Origin of the sequence: Pseudoalteromonas sp. S1609, assembly GCF_005887255.1 — a bacterium.
Classification (GTDB): Bacteria; Pseudomonadota; Gammaproteobacteria; order Enterobacterales; family Alteromonadaceae; genus Pseudoalteromonas.
Window position 1 is genome coordinate 1 of the sequence record NZ_PNDJ01000071.1, and the last position, 23,446, is coordinate 23,446.

Consider the following 23,446-nt stretch of genomic DNA (forward strand, 5'->3'; position numbering starts at 1 on the left):
TTCGAGGTTCGAGGTTCGAGAAATAAAAAAACCTTGCGGTTAACATCGCAAGGTTTTTTATTTAGAAATTAGATGTTTTGCTCGAGACCCGCAGCCCGTCGCCCGCTAACCTTCGTATTTTAAGCTAAATGCTCTCGGGCCAAATACTCTAGCGATTGCATTTCTTGTAAGCGACTAATACAGCGTTTAAATTCAAAGTTTAAATTGCCTTGTGTATAGAGCTCGGTAATCGGTTTTTCTGCAGAGATAATTAACGTTACATTACGCTCATAAAATTCATCTACCAACGCAATAAAGCGCCTTGCTGCGTCATCATTATTTTGCCCTAGCTGTTTTACATTAGATAAAATCACCGTGTTATATAATCGGCTTATTTCCATGTAATCAACTTGGCTACGCGCGGTTTCACACAGTTCGCTAAATTCAAACATAACGATGCAGTCAGATACCTTACGGGCTTTGATCATCCGCCCTTCAATTTCTATTGGGGTGTCTAGTTTACCGACTTCTGGCGAGAGCTTGTCAAAATATTCGAATAGGTTTTTATCAGCTTGTTCATCAAGCGGGCTATGAAAAATTTCAGCTTGTTCAAGAGTACGTAATCGGTAATCAACGCCTGAATCTACATTAACTATTTCAGTATGCTTATTTACTAAGGCAATAGCCGGTAAAAAACGGGCACGCTGTAAACCATTGCGGTATAAGTCGTCAGGTATAATATTTGACGTGGCAACCAGTACAATACCGCGAGCGAATAATGCTTCCATTAAACCACCGAGCAACATGGCATCGGTAATGTCTTGAACAAAAAATTCATCAAAACAGATAATGTCTGTCTCTGCTTTAAAAATATCTGCTACTGTTTCTAAAGGGTTGGCAGTGTTATTTAACTTTTTAAGTTCATCGTGTACTCGGTGCATAAAGCGGTGAAAATGCACTCGCATTTTTCTATCGCCAGGCAAAGCTTCGTAAAAAGTATCAACAAGATAAGTTTTACCACGGCCTACGCCACCCCAAAAGTATAAACCTTTAATAGGAGCTGGCTCTGCTTTATTAAAAAGCTTTGCAAAAAAACCTTTAGATTGCGGTTTTGCTTGTGTTAAATCGTCGTATAAACGCTGTAAATGACGAACTGCATTTTCTTGTGCTGCGTCATGTACAAAGTCATCGCGTTGAAGGTCTTGCTGGTATGTTTGCCAAGGAGTCATATCTATTTACAGTTAAAACACAGTTTAATTTGTAAAGCATATTAACACGCATCAATACTCAGGGTATATTAGACTTAGTAGCATTTTAATTTTTTAGTTATTTTCGCATAGAGGTGAATTTATGGGTACATTTACATGGGTAGGATTAGTGATAGTAGTTGCTATTGCTGCATTTTTCGTTGGTGCCTTTGTCACTAAAAAACAGTTTAAACAAGACGAGTTAGAGCAACAAGCAGAGCAAGCTAAGCATTCGCTTGAGCAGTATCGCCAAGATGTTGCCGACCATTTAGCGAATACTGGTAAGTTAGTAAACAAAATGAAAGAAAACTACGATCAGTTATTAAGTCACGTTGAAGAAACCAATCAACTGTTACTTGAAGACAGAAATAAAGCCCCTGCTGAACCGTTTTTCTCTAAAGAAACCACCGAACAGTTACAAGCGTCATTAAAAGAACGTAGTTCAGATCGCTCAAACGCCGATGCTCAACCAGCTGATTATGTGTCGGGTAAGTCAGGTTTATTTGCAGGTGATGAGAATACTTCTAAAGCATCTTGATGAACTTTTTTTTGACCCCATAGTCTTTAGATATAACAGCTTTGTTGTTTTATCTTACTGATATACTTTTTTGAGGCTGCTTATTGCAGCCTTTTGCTTTTTAAGTGGAGTAAACCCTGACTATGAAAATGAAATTATCACTTATCAGTGCTGCTATTTTATCTACTAGCTTATTATTAAGTCCAACCGCCTCGTTTGCTAAGTTGCCGGTTGCCGTTAATGGTCAACAATTACCAACACTTGCCCCTATGCTTGAGCAAATCACGCCAGGTGTAGTGAGTATTCAGGTTTCAGGCTCTAAAGAAGTGCGTCGACGCGGTGACCCACTCGATTTCTTTTTTGGTAACCCCCAGCCACGTAGCCAAAAGCGACAGTTTAGTGGTTTAGGCTCTGGAGTTATTATTGATGCAGACAAAGGCTATGTGGTTACCAACAACCATGTAGTACAAGACGCCGAAAAAATGGTAGTTACCCTCGAAGATGGTCGCGAATATGATGCAACAAAAATTGGCAGCGATAAAGAGTCTGATATTGCGCTACTACAAATAGACGCAGATGAATTAACCGCGGTAAAACTTGCTAACTCAGATGACTTACGTGTCGGTGATTTTGCTGTAGCTATTGGTAACCCTTTTGGTTTAAGCCACACAGTTACCTCAGGTATTGTTAGCGCACTAGGCCGTAGTGGTTTAAATATTGAAGGTTACGAAGATTTCATTCAAACCGATGCCGCGATTAACCAAGGCAACTCAGGTGGCGCTTTAGTTAATTTAAACGGTGAGTTGATTGGTATTAATACCGCTATTTTAGGTGCATCGGGTGGTAATGTGGGGATTGGTTTTGCTATTCCATCAAACATGATGAAAAACCTTGTTGATCAAATTGTAGAACATGGTGAAGTACGCCGTGGCTCGCTAGGTATTTCAGGCCGCCCTCTTGATGCAGGCCTTGCCAAAGCACAGCAGCTTGATGTTAAACAAGGTGCTTACGTTATGCAGGTACTCGATGATACAGCTGCCAGCAAAGCCGGTATTAAAGCAGGCGATGTGATTATTAGCATTAATGGCACTGAAATTAGTGGCTTCCATGAACTGCGAAGCAAAATAGCCACCTTAGGTGAAGGCCGTGAAGTGCAGCTAGGAATTTATCGTGACGGTAAAGTTAAAAACGTTGAAGTTACCCTAGATGGCGCATCAGGAATTACAGCTGCAGGTGAAGAATTACACCCAGCATTCCAAGGTGCAACACTAGAAAATGTGAAGAAAAACAAAATGAAAGGCATTGAGGTAACCTCGGTCGATCCTCGTTCACCATCAGCACGGGTTGGCCTTGAAGAAGGCGATGTTATTGTGCAAGTAAACCGTCAACGGGTAGAAAGCATTCGCGATATGAACCAAATTATCGACGATATTCAAGGTAATATTGTGTTAGGTGTTAAACGCGGACGCGAGTCTATCTTTGTATTAATTCAGTAATAATACAATAAAAGTAACAGCGGCACTTGCCGCTGTTATTTTTTTTGTGCCATCATAAAGGGATTGCTCACTAACAATAAGAATACCGTGCTAAAACTTCTAAAATTTGTACTTCCTCCTTTGTTTGCCGGTTTAGGCATAGCTTTTTTAGTGGTTTTTTTCAGCCCTAACATGCGTACCGCATTACTACCTAATGTACCCCTGCCCAGTGCAATGACCACAAGCCATTTAAGCTTTTCGGATGCGGTTAAACGCGCAGCACCATCGGTTGTTACTATTTTTTCAGAAAGCATTTCAAAAGAGCCACGCTACAAGCGCCAAAATACCGTGCAAGAGCTCGGTTCTGGCGTGATCATGTCACCCGATGGCTATATATTGACTAATTATCATGTGATCAATAATGCCGATCAAATACTGGTGATTCTTACCGATGGGAGACGTTTTTTTGATGTACAACTTATTGGCTTTGATACTATTACCGATTTAGCATTATTAAAAATAAATGCTAACCACCTCCCTGTTATTCCTGTTAATGACAACTACACCACGAATGTAGGCGATTTGGTGTTAGCAATCGGGAATCCATTAAACTTAGGACAAACAATTACTCAGGGGATCATTAGCGCCACTGGTAAACAAAAAATTACCGATAGTCCTTACAATAATTTATTGCAAATGGATGCCGCCATTAACGTGGGGAATTCGGGGGGAGCGCTGGTAAATTCTAATGGCGATTTAGTAGGGATCACCTCAGCCCAATTTAAAACCCGTGAGAACTTAAACATTCAGGGAATATTTTTTGCTGTACCTTACACCCTTGCTAAAGAAGTTATGGGTAAACTTATTCGCCATGGTCGCGTTGTTCGTGGTTATTTGGGCTTTGAAGGCACTGCAGTAGATAGTACAGGCAAAGAGGTCAATGATAGCTTAACGCCTGTCGCAGGCATGCGTATTACCAATCTCGACCCTCTAGGTCCTGCATGGCAGGCGGGTATAGAAGAGCAAGACATTGTGATTAAAATTGCAGGGCTTTCAGTGGCTAATCCACAAAATGTATTAAAAAAGATAGGCAGTACCGAGCCAGGTAAAGAAATTGAGTTTGAGCTATACCGTAACGGTAAAATACAAAAAATAATGGTGAAAGTAGCCGAGCTCGAAACCAAGCTATAAAGCGCTTATTTATACTTTGGCATTGGACATAAAAAAACGCGATATATCATCGCGTTTTTTTATGTCTTTGACTAACTAGTTGCTTTTGCGTTTGATGTTAGCACCCAGCGCACTGAGTTTGTCTTCAATACGCTGATAGCCTCTATCTACATGATAAATACGATCAACAACCGTTTCACCTTGGGCGACAATTCCCGTTAAAATAAGGCTCGCTGATGCTCGTAAATCGGTTGCCATAACCTGCGCACCCGATAAGCTTTGTGTTTCACCACAAAAAGCCGTATTGCCTTCAAGGCGAATATTAGCGCCCATACGCTGTAACTCAGGCACATGCATAAAACGATTTTCAAAAATAGTCTCGGTAATGGTCGCACTGCCGTTAGCCACTACATTTAAAGCGGTAAATTGAGCTTGCATGTCGGTTGGAAAACCTGGATGCGGCATAGTTTTAATATTAACCGCTTTAAGCTCTCGGCCTCGCATATCAAGATAAATACTATCCTCATGCACTTCTAGTAACGCATTGGTTGCACGCAGTTTTTCAATTACCGGCTCAAGTGAATGAAAGTCGGTCATTTTACACAGTACTTCGCCACCGGCCATCGCGGCTGCAACTAAGAAGGTACCGGTTTCAATACGATCCGGTAATATGCGGTGCTCACAACCTGATAAACGCTCAACCCCTTCAATCTCAATACGGCTAGAACCTGCACCAGTAATTTTAGCGCCCATTGCAATTAAGCAATTAGCTAAATCGATGATTTCGGGCTCGCGCGCTGCATTTTCTAAAACAGTTTTGCCATCTGCAAGTGTTGCCGCCATGAGTAAGTTTTCGGTAGCACCGACACTGATCATTTCCATGAAAATTTCAGCGCCTTTTAAGCGTCCATCTACTTTGGCATTAATATAACCATTTTCCACAGTTATTTGCGCGCCCATGCGCTCTAAACCTTGAATATGAATATCAACTGGGCGTGCACCAATAGCACAGCCACCAGGCAAAGATACTTGAGCCTCACCAAAACGAGCCACTAAAGGCCCAAGTGCGAGCACTGATGCGCGCATTTGCTTTACTAAATCATAAGGCGCTAGTGTACTATTTACCGTTGCACCATCAATAATCAGTGAATCACCTTGCCACTGAACATCGGCGCCTAAGGTTTTTAATAAAGCTTCAGTAGTAATAATATCGCGAAGGCGCGGTACATTAGTAAAGGTACTTTTGCCCTCGGGCAATAAGGCTGCAAATAAAATAGGCAGTGCCGCATTTTTAGCGCCAGAAATAGTTACTTCACCAGCCAGTGAAGTGCCACCTTGAATTACAAATTGATCCATCTAAGGGGCCCTATTTATTGCGGTAAAATGAATTTTTGCTCACGTTTCCACTCAGTCGGAGTAAAAGCGCGGATAGAAACAGCGTGAATGGTGCCATCTGAAATAGTGTTCATTAATGGGCCATACACTAACTGTTGCTTTTTAACACGACTTAATCCGTCAAAGCATTCACCAACCGCAATTACTTCATAATGACTACCATTGGCTTTTACATGTACTTCAGCTAACTGAAGTTCGTCGCGTAATAATGTTTCGACTTGACTCGTTTCCATAACTCTCACTCAAATAGGGTTGTAACCTGGCCCAACTGCATAAGATTTTGCAGTTGTTCAGGTGGGTTTTGCAATTCAAGGCGAATACCTTGCTGCTTAAATTCTGTAAAAGAGTGAATTAACCAAGCTAAGCCGGCTGTGTCAACCCTTGTGACCTCAGTTAGGTCAAAATAAAGGGTTTTATGCTTAGTTTCTCGCTTAGTGTTCAGAAGCCGTTCATTGCCAATTGAGTTATGAGTCAATTCACCAGTAACTCGTAAATGCTGCTCATCAACTTGGCTGATTGCCAATTTACTCATTTGTATCGCTGCCTCTAAACTGAACCGGTAGCTTACTTTTTTGCTCTAATAGGCCGCTAACATGGTCAATACCTTGTTGACGTAAAATCCCCTGAAGTTCACTTTGTTTTGCATCAAGTAAACTAATACCTTCAGCAATCATGTCGTAAGCGCGCCACTCACCGCTTCGGTCTTCACGTACTTTAAAATCAATTTTTATATCAGGTTTACCCGCTTCAACAATTTTGGTTTTTACCACCACCACGTCTTTACCTTTAAACGGTTGCTCGGCAGCAAATTCAACTTGTTGATTAGTGTATTGGGTAAATACACCGGCATAGGTGGCAACTAAATACTCTCTAAACGCACCAATAAAGCGCTGAATATCTTCAATTGCTTTTGCTTTTTCTGCCTTGTCGGTAATTGCGCGAACCTTAGACACTTCGCTACCTAACACTCTTAGTGCTGCATATTTGTAGTCGATGTACGGCATTAACTCTTCTTCAACAATAACACGTAAATGTTCTTTATCTTTTACTATTAATGGTTGATCTTGGGTAATTCGTGCAAAGGTATTATCAGCAACTTGGCGTACCATTTTATTGGGATCAGTTAATTTTACTTCTGCTGCTTGCACGCTTTGTACTAGCATTAAACTTACCAGTGCAATACTTGCTAAAAATGTTTTCAACATAATAATCACTCACTACCTTGATTGAATAAAAACTGGCCAATTAATTCTTCAAGTACCAATGCCGATTTGGTATCAGTGATTGAATCGCCACTTGCTAATGCTTTGCTTTGCACCCCAAATAAATCATCAATAGCTTGGTCTTGTGCACTGTTTGCAACATCTTCGCCTAAACAACGTTGCTTAGCTGAATCCGAGGCGATCACAGGGTTAATACCTAAATATTGCTCACCTAAAATACCCGAGGTTAAAATTGAGATAGAGCTGGTATCTGAAAAACGACATAAATACTGCGCATCAATACTCATGTTCACCACAGGTAAAAACTCTTGCGGGTGTACATAAATTGACTCGACACGACCAATAACAACTCCCCCTACTTTAATAGGCGCGCGAGTTTTTAATGAGCCTATATTTTCAAACTTGGCGTTTAATGTGTAGGTTTCACCTGAGCCGCTAATACCTGAATTGGCCACTTTAAGCGCTAGCATTGAAAATGCCAAGATACCCAGCGCGACAAAAAAACCAACTAAAATTTCTAATTTCCGTGAATTCATTATTTAATACCCTATTAGCTAGTAAACATTACCGCTGTCAAAATAAAGTCAAAACCTAATACCGCCAGTGATGAATGCACCACTGTTTCTGTTGTTGCCTTGCTGATCCCTTCTGATGTAGGAATACAGTCATACCCTTTATAAAGCGCAATCCAAGTCACAACAATCGCAAATACGATACTTTTAATTAAACCGTTTAGTATATCTTTTTCAAACGACACCTGGGCTTGCATTATTGACCAAAAGCTTCCGGTATCAACGCCTAGCCAATCAACACCCACTAAGTGAGCACCAATAATAGCGACCGCTGAAAAAATTAATGCCAGTAACGGCATACTAATTAAGCCAGCCCAAAATCGCGGCGCAATAATACGCCTAAGCGGGTCAATAGCCATCATCTCTAGCGACGATAACTGCTCGGTGGCTTTCATTAAGCCGATTTCAGCGGTTAACGCACTGCCTGCTCTGCCTGCAAATAATAACGCAGTAACTACCGGTCCAAGCTCACGTAACAAGCTAAGCGCTACTAACGGGCCTAGGCTGTCTTCTGCACCATAATCAACTAAAACGGTATAACCTTGCAGCGCTAAAACCATACCGATAAATAAGCCCGACACCACAATAATCAACAACGATTGTGAACCAACCATATAGAGTTGGCGCACCAGTAAAGGCGTACCTTTTTTTAAATTGGGTAAATGCCATAATGCACTTGCTAGCATGTGAGTTGAACGCCCAAGCGCAGCAAAACGCCCCAGTGTTTTATGGCCTATTTTTTGTAGTAAATCCAACATTACTGCGGCTCTCCTAACAGTTCATCTGCATAGGTTTGTGCTGGATAATGAAATGGTACAGGCCCATCTGATAACCCTTTCAAAAATTGTTGCACAAGTGGTGATTCGTGCTTACGCATTTCATCTGGCGTGCCGCTTCCAATCACACCTTGCTCGGCAATAATAATAACGTGGTCGGCAATGCTCATTACTTCAGTCACATCGTGTGTAACAATTAAAGAAGATAAACCAAGTACTTCATTTAAAGATTTAATAAGCTTAACCAACACTCCCATTGAGATAGGATCTTGTCCTGCAAAAGGCTCATCATACATAATCAGTTCAGGATCAAGCGCTATAGAGCGAGCCAAGGCTGCACGACGTGCCATACCACCAGATAACTCTGAAGGCATTAAATCTTTAGCACCACGTAAGCCAACTGCTTGTAGTTTCATTAAAACCACTAAACGAATTAAATCTTCACTGAGCTGTGTGTGCTCGCGGATAGGAAATGCGATATTATCGAACACCGACATATCGGTAAATAATGCACCGCTTTGAAATAACATACTCATACGTTTACGTGCCGCGTAGAGCTCTTTACGGGACATGGCAACTATGCTGTCGTTTTTAAATAAAATATCACCGGAGTCGGGTTTGAGCTGGCCACCAATTAAGCGCAGCATCGTGGTTTTGCCAATTCCGCTTGGCCCCATAATGGCAGTAATTTTACCTTCTGGGACATCAAAGCTCATATTTTTGTATATGACCCTATCGCCTCTAGAAAAGGTAACATCCTTGACTTCTACTATTGATTGCGACAAGTCGCTCTCCATAACAATACTCTCTCATATTTCTATTTTAAGGGTTTTTTGGTCAAGATGGAAAAAACAATTCGTAAGATTTTGTAATAGCCACGTAAAAACAGCTATAAGACTGCGACAAATTGGCTTAACCGATGCTTAAACAAGCAAATCAACACAGTAAATAATTATTTTAATAACCGCCTAATGTATTACAGCTTACTCTTTTACTTATACTTTTATGGTGGCTTTTGTTACTATTCGCGCTATCTGAATTTACACTAGCTGGCTTATCACAATGGTTACCTCGTTTGTCATTTTAATTCTCGGTTTTGCGGCTCTCGTATGGAGTGCAGACAGGTTTGTTTATGGTGCGGCTGCACTGGCTAAAAACTTTGGCGTACCAACATTAATTGTAGGTTTAACCGTGGTAGCTATGGGCTCATCGGCCCCTGAAATGATGGTATCCGCTTCAGCTGCTTTGGCAAATAAAACCGATACAGCCGTAGGTAATGCAGTTGGTTCAAACATCACTAACATATTATTAGTATTAGGTATTACAGCACTTTTAAGACCGCTTTCAGTCTCTTCAAGTACATTAAGACGTGAAATTCCACTGGTATTACTGGTGTCTATCGCCACTTGGTATATTTTTTCAGATAACTACTTTTCATTTTTTGAAGGCGCAGCCTTACTTTTTGGCTTTATTACTTTTATTGGTGGACTTATTTTTGTATCACTGCGAGCAAAAAACCAAGACGACCCCTTTGTTAGCGAAGCCTGTGATGAAGTACCTGATAATGTCCCAACCAAAAAAGCCGTTTTTTGGTTAGTCGTCGGAATGATTTTACTTCCTGTTAGCTCACACTTTTTAGTTGGCTCAGCCGTTGATATTGCAAAATATTTTGGCTTAAGTGACTTAGTAATTGGTTTAACAATAATAGCCATAGGTACTAGTTTACCTGAACTTGCCGCCTCTATTGCAGGTGTTCTTAAAAATGAAGATGACCTAGCACTGGGTAACATTGTTGGCTCAAATATTTTTAATATTCTCGCTGTATTACCACTGGCAGGATTAATTAACCCGTCGGTTATTGACGCATCAGTAGCTAACCGTGATGTCATCATTATGATAGGTGCAACCTTGGCGCTCATTGCTATGTCATTGAACTTTAGAGGTCAAAGACGTATCAATAGAGTAGAAGGTGGCTTACTCATCGTCGCATTTATGATTTACCAAGGTTATATTTTTAGTCAAGTAGGGTGATCCATGGCAACGCTAAATTTTATTCAACAAGGCTTGCGCGTCCTTGATATAGAACGTCAAGCACTCAGCGATATCGCACAATACGTTAATGAAAGCTTTGATCAAGCGTGCCAATTAATGTACGACTGCTCAGGCCGTATTATTGTTATTGGCATGGGTAAGTCGGGCCATATCGGTAATAAAATAGCAGCCACTTTAGCGAGTACTGGCAGCCCCGCATTTTTTGTACACCCAGGTGAAGCAAGTCATGGCGATTTAGGCATGATCACCGCCAGTGATGTAGTTATGCTTATTTCTAACTCTGGCGAAACCAGTGAAGTACTTAATATTATTCCGGTATTAAAACGTATTGGCGCTAAAATGATTGCTATGACAGGCAACGAAACGTCAACCATGGCAACATTGGCAAATGTGCATGTGTGTATTAAAGTTGAACAAGAAGCCTGCTCATTAGGCTTAGCGCCAACAGCAAGCACCACAGCAACACTCGCTATGGGCGATGCAATGGCGGTAGCTTTATTAGAAGCCCGTGGTTTTACCGCTGATGATTTTGCACTGTCACATCCAGGGGGCAGTTTAGGCAAACGCTTGCTCTTAACTTTAAAAGATGTAATGCACAGCGGTATTCACACGCCTATTATTAATGAAACGCAAACCATTAAAGACGCCCTAATTGAAATGTCTGCCAAAGGGCTCGGTATGACCGCTATCATAGATGATAATCAGCAATTATCGGGGTTGTTTACCGATGGTGATTTACGCCGTATTTTAGAGCAACGTATTGATATACACAGCACAGAAATTAATGTTGTGATGACAAAGTCATGTACAACAGCCACACAAGACATGCTCGCGGCTGAAGCACTGAACATTATGGAACAAAAACGTATTAATGGTTTAATTGTGATTAATGAGCATAATCACCCCATTGGCGCATTAAATATGCAAGACTTACTAAAAGCGGGAGTGCTATAAATGCAGTTTGAAGATCTTTATCAGCCGTTAAGTGATGATGCAAAAGCGCGCGCAAAAAAAATAAAATTATTAATTTGCGATATTGATGGTGTGTTTTCTGATGGACGTATTTATCTTGGCAACCAAGGTGAAGAACTCAAAGCATTTAATACCAAAGACGGGTTTGGCATTAAAGCCCTTATTAATAGTGGTTTTGAAGTTGCCGTGATCACAGGCCGTCACTCACAAATAGTTCAACAACGTATGAGCAGTTTAACCGTACAACATATATACCAAGGCCAAGAAGATAAACTCATAGCCTATCAAGAATTAAAACAAAAATTAGCGCTAAGCGATGAGCAAATAGCTTACATTGGTGACGATGGCCCTGATATGCCAGTCATGGAGAAAGTCGGGTTTGCTGTAGCCGTAAACGACGCCCACCCACTGATTAAACGTTTATCGCATTATGTCACTCAATTGCCAGGCGGCTTTGGCGCAGTAAGAGAATTAACCGATTTATTGATGCTTGAAAACAATAAGCCACTTACTAGCCAAGGAACCAGTTCATGAATGTAGCTCGAATTATACTGAGCATTTTATTCATAAGCTGTATGGTTTGGCTTTGGTATCCTTATTTTTCTCAGGTAGATATTGTTGCGGATGAGCAAACTCAAGCTATTGCTAAACCTGATTATACCGCGATTGAGCTAAAACAAACCGCTTATAATGATCAAGGTAAAATAAGCCATAAAGTAACTGCGGTAAAAATGGAATTATACCAACAACTTGGTTTTACTTTTTTTGAAAAGCCTATATTTACGTTATACAACGAGCAGCAAACATGGCGTATTAACGCTGATGAGGCCACCCTCTACGACGATCGTCAACTCGTATTAGAGGGCAATGTGAAAGCGCTAAATTTAATCGATAACGCCATGATCGATACGATCACAGCCGATAGCATCAATGTAGATATAAAACTACTCACTATGCAATCAGAGCAGCCTGTCGTTATTACCGGACCTAATTTAAAAATCATGGGTAAAGGGCTTGAAGCCGATTTAAAAACCGAAGTGATTAAACTTATTAACCATACGCGAACCCTATATTATGACCAATAACCTATTTAAAATTTTAATTGTTCCTTCACTACTGATTGCATTTCATAGCCATGCAGAGGAAACCACTGAAGCTCCTGCGGCTAATCAAATCTCAATTAGTGCTGACAGGCAGGAAGGTCAATTAAAAGAAAACGTGGGCATTTTTGAGAAAAATGTTGAAATTATTCATGGTAATCGCCGCATTAACGCTGACCGTTTAGAAGTACATAAACGTGATGACTTAGGTGAGAATAAGCAACTTTTAATTGCCACAGGCAGCCCTGCTTATTTTGAAGAAACACAAGCTGATGGCACCATTATGAGCGCCAGTGCGAATGAAGTGCGTTACGATGTTTCGCAGCGTTTTTTAACCTTAATCGGCGAAGCCAGTATTGCTCAAGCAGGTCAAAAAATAACTGCTAAAAGTATCACCTACGATATAGAGCAGCAGTTAATTAGCGCAGAAAAAGACGAAAACTCAACAGACCGTGTACACACTATTTTAGTACCTGTTGAAAACAAAAAAGAAGACGATAAAGGCCAACCATGAGCACATTAAAAGCAGAGCTATTAGCGAAAAGCTATAAAGGCCGTGAAGTGGTGAAAAACGTTGGCCTAGAGGTTGAAGCTGGCAGCATTGTCGGCTTACTTGGCCCCAATGGCGCAGGTAAAACCACGACTTTTTACATGATTGTAGGCCTTGTACCGAGCGATAAAGGCAAAATATCAATCGATGATCAAGATATCACTTTATTACCAATGCACAGCCGAGCTCGCCTAGGGATAGGATATTTACCACAAGAATCATCGATTTTTAGAAAGCTGACGGTCTACCAAAACTTAATGGCTATTTTAGAAACACGCAAAGAGCTTAATAAGCAGCAACGTGAAGATACCTTAAATAATTTACTTGATGAATTTAGTATTCAGCATATTCGTGACAGCCAAGGTATGGCCCTATCAGGTGGTGAGCGCCGCCGTGTTGAAATTGCGCGAGCATTAGCAGCAAATCCTAAATTTATACTATTAGACGAACCCTTTGCAGGGGTTGATCCTATCTCTGTATTAGATATTAAAAAAATTATAGAACACCTTAAAAATCGAGGAATTGGCGTATTGATCACAGATCACAACGTACGCGAAACTCTTGATGTTTGTGAAAAAGCCTACATAGTTTCTCATGGAGAGTTAATTGCATCAGGCACTCCAGAATATGTATTAAACGATAAAACGGTACGCGATGTTTATTTAGGCGAGCAGTTCAAGCTCTAATATGTGTGTTATTACACTAAGCATCTGCTAATATTAATTATACTAATTTAAAAGGATTGTTAGAGATAAATGAGGCAATCATTACAGCTGCGCATGGGCCAGCAACTTACAATGACTCCACAGTTGCAACAAGCAATTCGCTTATTGCAACTCAGTACATTGGATCTCCAGCAAGAAATTCAAGAAGCGCTCGATAGCAATCCCTTGCTTGAAGTTGAAGAACAAGATTACAGTGAAGATGCTGCGGGTAAAAACGAACAAAAAGCCGATATCGATGAGTCAACGCTAAGTGCTTCAGCTGATGAAAAACCTAGCGAATATGAGCAAGATAGCGGCGAAGCCATGACCAAAGACACCATTAGCGATGATATGGCAATGGATGTTACGTGGGATGAATACATGAGCGCAGCACCTGCCTCTTCATCAGGACCAATGCCTGAAGATGAATCAATTTATCAAGGCTCTTCAACTGAAACGCTACATGAATATTTAATGTGGCAATTGCAACTGACACCGTTTAGCCCTACTGATGAAGCCATCGCGATTGCTATCGTAGAAGCCGTGGACGATTCGGGCATTTTAACCCTTAGCTGTGAAGAAATATTAGAGAGCTTTAATCAAGAGAACGACATAGAAGATGAAGTTGAACTTGATGAAATAGAAGCGGTATTAAAGCGTATTCAGCTATTTGATCCGGTAGGAATAGCCGCGCGTAGTTTACAAGAGTGTTTGTGTATTCAATTGAATCAGTTTGACCAAGACACGCCTTTTTTAAACGAAACAAAAATGATCTTAACTGATCACATTGATTTATTGGCTGCGCGTGATTATCGCACGTTAATGAAAAAAACTAAGCTCAAGGAAGATGAGCTTAAAGAAGTCATGACGTTAATTCACACCCTTAGCCCAAAACCGGCAGACACTATCGTTAGAGAAGAGTCAGAGTACGTTATTCCTGATGTGTCGGTTAAAAAAGTGAAAGGCCGTTGGGTTGTTGAACTAAACCCAGATAGCATGCCTAAAATTAGGGTAAACAGCCAATATGCGGCTATGTCTCGTACGGTCAAATCAAGTGGCGATAGCCAGTTTATTCGCTCACACTTACAAGAAGCTAAATGGTTTATAAAAAGCTTAGAGAGTAGAAACGACACGCTGCTTAAAGTAACTAACTGTATTGTGCAGCAACAACAGGCCTTTTTTGAGCATGGTCCTGAGGCGATGAAGCCTATGGTACTTAATGACGTAGCCGAAATGGTAGAAATGCACGAGTCAACTATTTCACGTGTTACTACGCAAAAATACATGCATACACCACGCGGTATTTTTGAGCTTAAATATTTCTTTTCAAGCCATGTAAGCACTGAAAATGGTGGTGAATGTTCTTCAACAGCAATACGCGCATTAATTAAAAAATTAATCGCTGCAGAAAACTCAGCTAAACCATTGAGTGATAGCAAAATTGCAGATATATTGGCTGAGCAAGGAATTAAAGTAGCAAGGAGAACTATTGCAAAGTATCGCGAATCTCTAGCTATTCCCCCGTCAAATCAACGTAAAAGTTTGATTTAAGGCGTACAACAAAGAGGAAAATGTTTATGCAACTGAATTTAACTGGTCGCCATGTAGATATTACCGACTCGCTTAGAGACTACGTAAATAGTAAATTTTCGAAGTTACAGAGGCACACTGATCACATAACGAATGTGCACGTTATTCTCGATGTAGAAAAACTAAACCAAAAAGCCGAAGCAACCGTTCATGTTAGTGGCGCTGAGATTTTTGCTTCTACTGAACACCAAGATATGTATGCCGCTATAGACTCGCTGATTGACAAGCTAGATCGTCAAGTAATTAAACACAAAGAGAAACTTGCTCGACACTAACACTATGAAACTAAGCTCACTTATCTGTCAGGACTGCAGTAAAGCTGCGGTCCTTTTTAATAGTAAAAAAAGAATTTTAGAATTTATCAGTGAATTGGCTCACAATAAACTGCCCTATTTAGCTCAACAAGATATTCTTAATGCATTAACAGCAAGAGAAAAACTAGGGAGCACAGGTATAGGCCGAGGAATTGCAATTCCTCATGGTCGTATGAGTGGTGTACAAGAGCCTCTTGCACTTATATTAGTGAGCGAAGCGGCTATTAATTTTGATGCAATAGATAATCGACCGGTCGACATTTTTGTTGCCTTAATTGTACCCGACGGTGACAATAAGCAGCATTTAAAAACCTTAGCCACTATAGCTGAAAAACTCAACGATAAAGAATTTTGTAAGCAATTACGGGCGGCAAAATCCGACAGTGAGCTGTACCAGATCATTGTAAGTCAACCGTAGCAATAATAAAGGGTGATAAATGGAATTAATAATTATAAGTGGTCGCTCAGGTTCTGGTAAATCTGTTGCGTTACGCGTTGTTGAGGATTTAGGTTATTATTGTGTAGATAATATACCTTTAAATTTATTACCATCTCTTGTTCGTAGTGTTTCCGACAGCTACGATAAAATAGCTGTAAGTGTTGATGTGCGTAACTTACCTAAAGAACAACAACAGTTTAATGAAATCATTGAATATTTGCCTGGTTTTACTAAGCCAACGGTGTTTTATTTAGACAGTGACGATCAAACCTTAATTAAACGCTTTTCAGAAACACGGCGTCTTCACCCTCTTTCTATTGATTCTCTGCCACTTGATTTAGCTATAAAAAAAGAAAAGCAACTCCTTGATGTACTCATTAATCGTGCCGATTATATGATTGATACCACAGGCTTAAGTGTGCACCAGCTTGCTGAGTCTATCCGTGAAAAAATACTCGGTAAAAAAGACAAACAACTGATCATTACCTTTGAGTCATTTGGCTTTAAACACGGTATACCCAAAGAAGCCGATTATGTATTCGACGCTCGCTTTTTACCAAACCCACATTGGGAGCCTGAGCTTAAGCCGCTTACAGGGCTAGATCAACCAGTAAAAGACTACTTAGCCAGTCACAGCATAGTACAAAAGTTTACATGGCAAATTCAAACATTCGTGCAAACATGGCTGCCTCATTTAGAAAGAAATAACCGCAGCTATTTAACCATTGCCATTGGCTGTACTGGAGGGCAACACCGCTCGGTTTACTTAGCGCAAACTATAGGTGAAAGTTTTGCAATGAGTCATCCTAATGTGAAAATTCGCCACCGAGAACAAGAATAAAGCTTGAGAGAATATTAATGCGGTTAGAAAGTACATTTTTAATAAAAAACAAATTAGGCCTGCATGCCAGAGCGGCTACTGTGCTGGCACAGCTTTCTGTGCAATTTGATGCCTCAATCACGTTATTTCAAGACGATAAACAAGCCGCTGGCGACAGTGTACTAGCTCTTATGCTACTCGAAAGCAGTCAAGGCAAAGAAGTTAGGGTAGTATGTGAAGGCCCTGACGCAGAACCTGCACTTAATGCAATTGGTGAGCTCATTGATCAACGATTTAATGAGCAAGAGTAATCCTGCTCATAAGCTAAGGTTAATAGTGGTTGAGGTAGTTTACTGATATAAAGTAAGATAAAGCGATATCCCATCATCGTGTAATAAAATTTAATTAAGGACGCCAATGCCTGAAGCTTTAGAACAAGATATTCCACTACAACAACTAAAACAGGTGACTAAGTCACTAAATAGTGGTCAATTTGTTCAAGTTAGGCGCATGCTAGCAAAAACGGCACCTTGTGATACCGCACTTCTTTTAGAATCATCTCCCCATAAAATTCGTCGTATGCTCTGGCAACTGGTTGATCCCGATGTGCAGGGTGATGTACTTGAAGAGCTCTCTGAAGACGTACGTTTGGGCATTATTGCGCAAATGGCACCTGAGCACATTGCTGCTGCAACAGAAGACATGGGCCATGATGATTTAGGGGAAGTACTACGTAGCCTACCAGACACCGTATATAAAGACGTTGTTAGCGCCATGGATATTCAAGATAGAGAGCGTGCAACACAAGCTCTATCTTACCAAGAGCGCTCTGCTGGCGCCTTGATGAATATCGATACGGTGACAATTCGCCCTGATGTAACTCTAGATGTTGTACTGCGTTATATTCGCTTACGTGGTGAACTACCAGAGGGCACTGATGACTTATACGTTGTAGATAAACATAACTGTTTTTTAGGCGCTTTATCGCTGAGCACTTTATTAACTAACCCCCCTGAAAAAATTGTTCAGGACTTAATGGATGAAGAGTGTGAATCTATCCCTATTTCAATGGATGAAAGCGAAGTAGCGCAACTATTTGAACGGCATAACTGGATATCGGCACCAGTGGTCGATGACAACGCGCATTTGCTTGGTCGTATTACTATTGATGATATCGTTGATGTTATCCGTGAAGATGCAGAGCATAGCTTATTAAGCTTAGCGGGTCTTGATGATGAAGAAGATACCTTTGCGCCGGTCTTAAAAAGCTCTAAAAAGCGCTCAATTTGGCTAGGTGTAAACTTACTAACTGCATTGCTGGCTGCAATTGTGGCGAGCTTTTTTGAAAACACCTTAGCTATATTACCAATTCTTGCTGTGCTCAATGGCATTGTCCCATCAATGGGTGGGGTTGCAGGCAGCCAAACCTTAACTTTGGTTATTCGCGGTATCGCGGTGGGCCATATCAACCAAACTAACCAACGTTTTTTATTATTAAAAGAACTCGCTATCGGCGCGATTAACGGTATGGTTTGGTCTATCCTAATTGCCGGTGTCGTTGCGCTTTGGCAATGGGATTTCAAACTCGGTGGTGTTTTAGCGTTTGCTATGTTTATGAATTTAGTTGCAGCAGGTATTGCGGGTGCTAGTATCCCACTATTGCTTAAAAAAATGAAAATAGATCCAGCACTGGCAGGCAGTGTGGTACTAACCACGGTAACTGATATCGTTGGTATATTTGCCTTTTTAGGCACCGCAACTTGGTTATTGATTTAATTTTGTTTATAAACGTTTATAAACAAAAACACCGCATCAATACGCGGTGTTTTTGTTTAAGCCGATAGTTACTTTACCTTGCGCGCTGGCGATTACCGCCCACCTTAGGTTTAGTGTTGGCTTTTTTAAACTGACTAAAGCCAGTATGACGAGTAAGCGCTGGACGACCACCCTTATTACCTTTACTGCATTTGGCTTGCCTTTCATCTCTGCCTTCTTCTGGCACTAAACAATTTGGACCTTTACCAATGAGTTTAGCTTTGCCCATGTTACGAAGAGCTTCGCGGATCATAGGCCAACCGGCAGGATCATGGTAACGTAAAATTGCTTTATGCAAACGACGCTGGCGCGCCCCTTTTGGTACCGCAACTTGCTCTGTGTTATTTTTAATATTACGTAGCGAGTTCATTTCAGTATGATAAATGGTGGTCGCATTAGCCATCGGTGATGGGTAAAAGTTTTGCACCTGATCAAGCTTAAAGTCATTCGATTTCAGCCACAAAGCCATATTAACCATGTCTTCGTCTTTAGTCCCTGGGTGAGCAGAAATAAAGTATGGAATTAAATACTGCTTTTTACCCGCTTCTTTAGAGTACTTATCAAATAGCGCTTTAAATTCATCGTAAGCACCCATACCCGGCTTCATCATCTTAGATAATGGGCCATCTTCAGTGTGCTCTGGTGCAATTTTTAAATACCCACCAACATGATGAGTTACTAGCTCTTTAACGTAACGAGGATCACGTACGGCAAGGTCATAACGCACGCCTGAAGCAATTAAGATCTTTTTGATCCCTTTAACCTCACGCGCCTTTTTATATAGATCGATAGTTGGGGTATGATCAGTATCCATATGCTTACAAATATCAGGATACACACAAGACAAGCGGCGACAGGTACTCTCTGCTTTTTTGCTGGTACAACGCAGTTTGTACATATTTGCGGTTGGTCCGCCTAAATCAGAAATAACCCCAGTAAAGCCTGGCACTTTATCTCTAATTTGCTCAATCTCTTCAATAATTGATTCTTGAGATCGGCTTTGAATTATCCGCCCTTCATGCTCAGTAATAGAACAGAACGAACAGCCGCCAAAACAACCACGCATTATGTTTACCGACGTTTTAATCATATCGTAAGCAGGGATTTTGTCGTCGCCATAACTTGGGTGCGGAATACGCTGATACGGTAAACCAAACACATCATCCATTTCTTGGGTTTCAAGTGGATAGGCTGGCGGATTCACCCAAATAGAGCGATCGCCATGACGCTGAAACAACGCTCTTGCACAACCGGGGTTGGTTTCTTGGTGTAAAATACGCGATGCATGGGCATACAATGGTTTATTAACACTGACCTGCTCAAAAGCGGGTAACTTAACGTAAGTTTTTTCCCATGGCTTAGGACGCGCAGGCTGTATGGTAATTGGTTTTGCAGCTTCGGCTTTTAAATCAATACCCGCTTGCTTAAATTCTGATTTAGCACAACCCACATCATCCGCCCCATAAGGATTAGGAATAGGGTCTATTTTACCAATTTTATCAATGGCTGTTGAATCACTGCCGCGCCAACCGGGTAAAGGCTCTTTACGAATAACCGCCGTGCCTCTCACATCTTGTATGGAATCTATGGTTTCACCCGCAGCGATACGGTGCGCTACTTCAACCAATGGACGTTCGGCATTACCATAAATTAAAATATCACCCTTAGCGTCAAACAATACACTACGGCGTACTTTTTCTTGCCAATAATCGTAATGAGCAATACGACGCAAGCTGGCTTCAATGCCCCCTAAAACGAGTGGCACATCTTTATAGGCCTCACGACAACGTTGCGAGTATATTATCACGGCACGGTCAGGGCGTTTACCACCAACATTTCCCGGAGTATAAGCATCATCGTGACGCATTCGTTTTTCAGCGGTGTAACGATTGATCATCGAATCCATGTTACCGGCTGTAATACCAAAAAATAAGTTAGGCTTACCCAATGTCATAAACGCATCTTTAGAGTTCCAATCAGGCTGAGCAATAATGCCTACTCTAAATCCTTGCGCTTCAAGCACACGGCCAATTACGGCCATCCCAAAACTAGGATGGTCTACATAAGCATCACCGCTAATAATAATAATATCGCAGCTATCCCAGCCAAGCGCGTCCATTTCTTCGCGTGTTGTTGGTAAAAATGGGGCTGTGCCATAACACTCAGCCCAATACTTAGGGTATGAGAATAAGCCGCGTTCAGCTTTTAATGTGCTCATAAAATTGGCCGTTCAATAACAAAAGGCGCGAATTATACCCTATCGACATCCACGTTGATATAGCACAAAATGAAAGCACTGATTAAAAATTGTTTACCTTTATCGCATTACTAAAACAGACAAATCATCTAAGCTGATTACTGCTAATGTCTGCTTTTAGATTTATTTAAAGTAGATAAACTAGATGAAAATGATCGACTCTAGGCTAAACTATTAAATAAGCTGTGATTATTAATAATTCATAGATGCTGTAATATTAAAACCAATGAGGCATACCTATTAAACTACTTAAACAATTAATGCAGTTTTCAGCCATCTTGCTGTTGGCGTTTGTTGTTGTGGGATTACTTTTACCACAAAACTATCACGTGCAAAAAAGCATTAAAATAAATGCCCGCCCTCCTGTTATAAAGTCATTAGTGGAAGATTTTACTCAGTGGTACAAATGGTCGCCGTGGCAGCAAATAGATCCCAATATTGAATTTAGTATTGGTGAACCTAGTGCTGGTGCGGGAGCCTATCAATCTTGGCAAGGAAAGTGGGGGCAAGGCGAAATGACAATCACTTCATTAAGCGCCAATGAAGTTGTATTTAATGTATTATTTAATCAAGAACATATTATTACTAGCCGATTACTATTTAGCCCACATGCAAAAACTGTAACCTGGCATATACAAGGACAAGCAACTGTGCCGCTTATATCTGGCTATGTTGCTATATTTGCTGAAAATATATTAAGCAATATAGTCACCCTTGGGCTAAATAACTTAAAGACGGTAGCCCAACTCAGTGATGCACAAGCAATAATGGAAAGCCATGACAGTAAAAACCGCACAAGCCAGAATTAAACTTGCCAATATTATTGAGTCACTGTTAGGTTACTCGGTCACAAAAGTGAGTAATACGACTGCAGCTGATGAACAAATCTATAATACGCAGGGTAAATCAAAGTCTCTTTATCGTATTAATAGCGAGCATTCAGTATTAGCGCGAGCACAAAAAAGACAAGATCTACTGCTAATAAAACAACAACAAAATATCGAGACTATTTTAGCCTTAGCAATGGAATTTTGTCCTGATGTAGCCTGCGCTAAACAACCTGATGCCGATTGGGTAGAGCACTTTATTGCCTTATGTGAAGATACTTCAAATCAATCAATGCAAACATTATGGGCAAAAATTTTTACTGGCGAAACTATTAGCCCAGGTACCTTTTCTATAAAAAGCTTACAAACCCTCAAACATATGACCCAGCGCGAAGCGGATTCATTGAGAAAGTGTGTGTCTATTTCTGGGTATAACGAAAAAGATAGTAGTCACCTAATATTTTTAGGCTATTACAAAAAACCCTCGTTATTTGATTTATTAGGTAAGGGTAATAAAGTGTCATTAAGCATAGGTAAAAGCGGTGTGAGTTTTCCTGATGTATTAACCTTAATGGATTTAAATTTGTTATACCGTAAAGAGATTGAATCCGCTGCATTAAAAGCAGGACAAGAGATCACTCTCTCCTTTTTAACTCAAAAACTAACTTTAAAAGCAAAAAGTAACGACTTAGTACTAAGCTATTATAAGTTTACCCAAACCGGTGATGAACTGTTTAGACTAATGAATTACCCAATTAATAAAGTTTACAAACAGTTAATTGGTGCAGCATTTGAAGGGGAATTTGAATTAGTGTGGCACACTTCAAAATAACTAAAAAAAGCCACACAAGGTGGCTTTTCATTAAACTAATCGGTGCTTAAAAATGAACTTGTATACCCGCAAATGGGCCTGATGCATCAATATCAGTATTAATATCATCTACATCATCAAGTTCTAAAACCATAGAGCGGTAGCCCGCTTTAACCGCAACATCAACCGCTAGGTTATCAATCAACTCCCAAGCAATACCCATTTGGTAATCTCGTACTTTACTGTCATCAATAGCTAAAAAGCTACCTTCAGCAAAAACACTTAAACCACTAAATGGTAAACCTGCTTCTAAACGTCCATATGCTAAAGGTACTACACCTGAGAACTCTTCTATCTCAGTGAAGTTAGCACCACCTTGTTGTGATGTACCCGTTACCACAACTTCACCATCAAACTGCTTAGCATTAATACCTAAATCAATTGAGATTAAGTCGTTATCAAAAATTTCATAGTAAAGAATATAATCAATGTGCGATAAGTCAGTAACTGAATTAACATCAGTACCTACAACATAATCAGTGCCATTAAAAGTAAATGTATCTTCAAGTTGTGTTGCGCCGTTTAGTTCAAGCTCAGTGTATTTTAGTTTTAAGTTTGGTACTAGCGGTACTGGATGCTCAAGTGCGGCGTAATAGCTAACAAAAGTCTCATCTTCAAAGTTGAAGTTTTGTAGGGCATTATTATTATCAGAAAAGCCACCATCATTATCTGCTTTCCAACCATCAACTCCTACATATAAACCTAATACAGTGTCGGCTTGTGCTACAGGTGCTAAACATGCCATTGATAAGGCTGCTGCTATACAATACTTTTTCATTTT

General features: G+C 40.5%; 27 protein-coding genes. 17 read left to right on the plus strand and 10 right to left on the minus strand.

What is annotated here, in order from left to right:
- Window positions 1-119: 119 nt before the first annotated feature.
- Complete coding sequence (gene zapE / locus CWB76_RS16365) at window positions 120-1,208, minus strand: cell division protein ZapE (RefSeq protein ID WP_138609024.1); 1,089 nt, start codon at window positions 1,206-1,208, stop codon at window positions 120-122.
- A 121-nt stretch (window positions 1,209-1,329) separates the two neighbouring features.
- Between zapE and CWB76_RS16370 the strand changes: the two genes are divergently transcribed.
- From CWB76_RS16370 to CWB76_RS16380, 3 genes are all read left to right on the plus strand, one after another.
- Complete coding sequence (locus CWB76_RS16370; RefSeq protein ID WP_055013343.1) at window positions 1,330-1,764, plus strand: Z-ring associated ZapG family protein; 435 nt, start codon at window positions 1,330-1,332, stop codon at window positions 1,762-1,764.
- 122 nt (window positions 1,765-1,886) lie between these two features.
- Entirely contained in the window at window positions 1,887-3,239 is a 1,353-nt protein-coding gene (locus CWB76_RS16375; protein WP_138609025.1) for a Do family serine endopeptidase, read from the plus strand.
- A gap of 87 nt (window positions 3,240-3,326) precedes the next feature.
- Window positions 3,327-4,409, plus strand: a complete 1,083-nt coding sequence (locus tag CWB76_RS16380; RefSeq protein WP_075170489.1) for a trypsin-like peptidase domain-containing protein — start codon at window positions 3,327-3,329, stop codon at window positions 4,407-4,409.
- Window positions 4,410-4,484: 75 nt separating this feature from the next.
- Here the strand turns inward: CWB76_RS16380 and murA are convergent, their stop codons facing one another.
- From murA to CWB76_RS16415, 7 genes are read right to left on the minus strand one after another with little or no spacing between them, the layout of a single operon-like run.
- Window positions 4,485-5,744: a UDP-N-acetylglucosamine 1-carboxyvinyltransferase gene (gene murA, locus CWB76_RS16385; protein WP_138609027.1), complete on the minus strand. Its 1,260-nt coding sequence runs from the start codon at window positions 5,742-5,744 to the stop codon at window positions 4,485-4,487.
- Window positions 5,745-5,758: 14 nt separating this feature from the next.
- A complete protein-coding gene (locus tag CWB76_RS16390; RefSeq protein WP_007378312.1) occupies window positions 5,759-6,016 on the minus strand; it encodes a BolA family protein in 258 nt (85 codons plus the stop codon).
- A 5-nt stretch (window positions 6,017-6,021) separates the two neighbouring features.
- On the minus strand, window positions 6,022-6,315 hold the full coding sequence (locus CWB76_RS16395) for an STAS domain-containing protein (protein WP_138609029.1): 294 nt from the start codon (window positions 6,313-6,315) through the stop codon (window positions 6,022-6,024).
- Window positions 6,308-6,988 (minus strand): MlaC/ttg2D family ABC transporter substrate-binding protein, encoded by a 681-nt coding sequence (locus tag CWB76_RS16400; protein WP_138609031.1) that lies wholly within the window; start codon window positions 6,986-6,988, stop codon window positions 6,308-6,310. Before CWB76_RS16400 ends, CWB76_RS16395 begins: the two co-directional genes overlap by 8 nt.
- A 5-nt stretch (window positions 6,989-6,993) precedes the next feature.
- Window positions 6,994-7,542, minus strand: a complete 549-nt coding sequence (gene mlaD / locus CWB76_RS16405) for an outer membrane lipid asymmetry maintenance protein MlaD (RefSeq protein ID WP_008115537.1) — start codon at window positions 7,540-7,542, stop codon at window positions 6,994-6,996.
- Window positions 7,543-7,556: 14 nt separating this feature from the next.
- The gene (mlaE, locus tag CWB76_RS16410; protein WP_054202367.1) at window positions 7,557-8,336 is read right to left on the minus strand and encodes a lipid asymmetry maintenance ABC transporter permease subunit MlaE; all 780 of its coding nucleotides are present in this window, start codon (window positions 8,334-8,336) and stop codon (window positions 7,557-7,559) included.
- Entirely contained in the window at window positions 8,336-9,151 is an 816-nt protein-coding gene (locus CWB76_RS16415; protein WP_138596635.1) for an ATP-binding cassette domain-containing protein, read from the minus strand. Before CWB76_RS16415 ends, mlaE begins: the two co-directional genes overlap by 1 nt.
- A gap of 265 nt (window positions 9,152-9,416) precedes the next feature.
- Here CWB76_RS16415 and CWB76_RS16420 point away from each other — a divergent pair, with 265 nt between their 5' ends.
- The 12 genes from CWB76_RS16420 to mgtE all read left to right on the plus strand — a co-directional run bounded on the left by CWB76_RS16420 (window position 9,417) and on the right by mgtE (window position 18,671).
- The gene (locus CWB76_RS16420) at window positions 9,417-10,385 is read left to right on the plus strand and encodes a calcium/sodium antiporter (protein ID WP_138609033.1); all 969 of its coding nucleotides are present in this window, start codon (window positions 9,417-9,419) and stop codon (window positions 10,383-10,385) included.
- 3 nt (window positions 10,386-10,388) lie between these two features.
- On the plus strand, window positions 10,389-11,360 hold the full coding sequence (locus CWB76_RS16425) for a KpsF/GutQ family sugar-phosphate isomerase (RefSeq protein ID WP_138609035.1): 972 nt from the start codon (window positions 10,389-10,391) through the stop codon (window positions 11,358-11,360).
- Entirely contained in the window at window positions 11,361-11,912 is a 552-nt protein-coding gene (kdsC, locus tag CWB76_RS16430; protein ID WP_008115528.1) for a 3-deoxy-manno-octulosonate-8-phosphatase KdsC, read from the plus strand.
- A complete protein-coding gene (gene lptC, locus CWB76_RS16435) occupies window positions 11,909-12,463 on the plus strand; it encodes an LPS export ABC transporter periplasmic protein LptC (RefSeq protein WP_138609037.1) in 555 nt (184 codons plus the stop codon). Before kdsC ends, lptC begins: the two co-directional genes overlap by 4 nt.
- Complete coding sequence (gene lptA, locus CWB76_RS16440; protein WP_138609039.1) at window positions 12,453-12,992, plus strand: lipopolysaccharide transport periplasmic protein LptA; 540 nt, start codon at window positions 12,453-12,455, stop codon at window positions 12,990-12,992. The genes lptC and lptA overlap by 11 nt, the downstream gene beginning before the upstream one ends.
- Window positions 12,989-13,714, plus strand: coding sequence for an LPS export ABC transporter ATP-binding protein (gene lptB, locus CWB76_RS16445; protein ID WP_138609041.1), 726 nt, complete (start codon window positions 12,989-12,991; stop codon window positions 13,712-13,714). Before lptA ends, lptB begins: the two co-directional genes overlap by 4 nt.
- A gap of 69 nt (window positions 13,715-13,783) precedes the next feature.
- Entirely contained in the window at window positions 13,784-15,283 is a 1,500-nt protein-coding gene (locus CWB76_RS16450) for an RNA polymerase factor sigma-54 (protein WP_138570630.1), read from the plus strand.
- Between the two features lie 26 nt (window positions 15,284-15,309).
- Window positions 15,310-15,597: a ribosome hibernation promoting factor gene (gene hpf, locus CWB76_RS16455; RefSeq protein WP_010390562.1), complete on the plus strand. Its 288-nt coding sequence runs from the start codon at window positions 15,310-15,312 to the stop codon at window positions 15,595-15,597.
- Between the two features lie 4 nt (window positions 15,598-15,601).
- A complete protein-coding gene (ptsN, locus tag CWB76_RS16460) occupies window positions 15,602-16,054 on the plus strand; it encodes a PTS IIA-like nitrogen regulatory protein PtsN (RefSeq protein WP_138609043.1) in 453 nt (150 codons plus the stop codon).
- Between the two features lie 19 nt (window positions 16,055-16,073).
- Complete coding sequence (rapZ, locus tag CWB76_RS16465; RefSeq protein WP_138609045.1) at window positions 16,074-16,916, plus strand: RNase adapter RapZ; 843 nt, start codon at window positions 16,074-16,076, stop codon at window positions 16,914-16,916.
- A 17-nt stretch (window positions 16,917-16,933) separates the two neighbouring features.
- Window positions 16,934-17,206, plus strand: a complete 273-nt coding sequence (locus tag CWB76_RS16470; protein WP_138609047.1) for an HPr family phosphocarrier protein — start codon at window positions 16,934-16,936, stop codon at window positions 17,204-17,206.
- A 106-nt stretch (window positions 17,207-17,312) separates the two neighbouring features.
- Complete coding sequence (gene mgtE, locus CWB76_RS16475) at window positions 17,313-18,671, plus strand: magnesium transporter (protein WP_008115512.1); 1,359 nt, start codon at window positions 17,313-17,315, stop codon at window positions 18,669-18,671.
- A gap of 73 nt (window positions 18,672-18,744) precedes the next feature.
- On the opposite strand, the gene CWB76_RS16480 is transcribed toward mgtE, so the two are convergent.
- Complete coding sequence (locus tag CWB76_RS16480) at window positions 18,745-20,928, minus strand: YgiQ family radical SAM protein (RefSeq protein ID WP_138609049.1); 2,184 nt, start codon at window positions 20,926-20,928, stop codon at window positions 18,745-18,747.
- Between the two features lie 299 nt (window positions 20,929-21,227).
- Between CWB76_RS16480 and CWB76_RS16485 the strand changes: the two genes are divergently transcribed.
- Both CWB76_RS16485 and CWB76_RS16490 read left to right on the plus strand, forming a co-directional pair.
- Window positions 21,228-21,776 (plus strand): SRPBCC family protein, encoded by a 549-nt coding sequence (locus CWB76_RS16485; protein ID WP_138609051.1) that lies wholly within the window; start codon window positions 21,228-21,230, stop codon window positions 21,774-21,776.
- Entirely contained in the window at window positions 21,745-22,626 is an 882-nt protein-coding gene (locus CWB76_RS16490; protein ID WP_138609053.1) for a TIGR03899 family protein, read from the plus strand. The genes CWB76_RS16485 and CWB76_RS16490 overlap by 32 nt, the downstream gene beginning before the upstream one ends.
- A 46-nt stretch (window positions 22,627-22,672) precedes the next feature.
- Here CWB76_RS16490 and CWB76_RS16495 read toward each other — a convergent pair whose 3' ends face one another.
- Entirely contained in the window at window positions 22,673-23,443 is a 771-nt protein-coding gene (locus tag CWB76_RS16495; RefSeq protein ID WP_138609055.1) for a TIGR04219 family outer membrane beta-barrel protein, read from the minus strand.
- Window positions 23,444-23,446: the final 3 nt, after the last annotated feature.